This is a genomic window from Bacillus sp. S2(2019) (genome assembly GCF_005144805.1).
Classification (GTDB): domain Bacteria; phylum Bacillota; class Bacilli; order Bacillales; family Bacillaceae; genus Bacillus; species Bacillus altitudinis.
Map to the genome: position 1 here is coordinate 1 of NZ_SWFL01000015.1, position 994 is coordinate 994.

Genomic DNA, 994 nt, shown 5'->3' on the forward strand with positions numbered 1-994 from the left:
AGTTGAGCTACACCGGCTTTATCTATCCTAACATTATGTAAGAATAAATATGGTGGAGGATGACGGGCTCGAACCGCCGACCCTCTGCTTGTAAGGCAGATGCTCTCCCAGCTGAGCTAATCCTCCATATTGTGTCGTTTCGAATGTCTCTCGATCTGACAAATAGTATTATATAACGATAAGATATTGTTTGTAAAGACTTTTTTAAAATAATTTTTGAATTTATTTTAAAGCTGTTTTTTCACATCTTTTCGTTAAGGCACCTAAAGAAGTTTACCACTTGTCTCTTCATTTTAAAAGTCTTTTTTTCATTTTTTTATGTTTTTTTGTTAAAAAGGGCATTAATAGCGCTTTTTCAATGTAAAAACAGCTCTTTTAAAGCTGAAAAATGTTTGTTTTATTCCTTATATCCTCAGATAACGTGCATTTAGAAACGAATTTTTTTATTATTTTATTTTTCCGAGAAACCATTTTGTATATTTGCTTTATATTAAATTGATCCTGGTCATTTCCCAAAAATTCGTCTCAGTGTTCCCTTGCCTCATCAAACATTGTGGTGCTTAACTCAAATCTTCCTCCCCTCTCTCATTAGCAAACCAAGATGCCCTTTGCTCTCTTATGTAGGTTTCAATGATCTAGCAGCAAGCGCAGTTCGCTACATATGGTTGCCAGAGGAGAATATCCTTTTTAGACATGTTTACTCTTTTGATGTTGACTCTTAACAAGATGAGCGAGCGACGAGATTGGATGATAAGAATATTATAGAATGTCTAAAATTCCAGTGAAGGGGATGAAATGAATGAGTTATTGAGAATGTAGTGAAAGACCACGATTTTCAATATAAATAGATATATCATTTATTAAAACACAAAAAAGACCAGTTCCGATTGGAACTGATCCTTTGAAAAGCTTGGCGGCGTCCTACTCTCACAGGGGGAAACCCCCAACTACCATCGGCGCTGAAGAGCTTAACTTCCGTGTTCGGTATGGGAAC

1 tRNA gene and 1 rRNA gene are annotated in these 994 nt (G+C 35.9%); both read right to left on the reverse strand.

From position 1 onward, the window contains the following. Nucleotides 1-50: 50 nt before the first annotated feature. Nucleotides 51-126: transfer RNA gene (locus FBF75_RS19520), tRNA-Val, on the reverse strand. A gap of 782 nt (nt 127-908) precedes the next feature. Further along, nucleotides 909-994 (reverse strand): 5S ribosomal RNA (rrf, locus tag FBF75_RS19525); the annotation flags it as partial.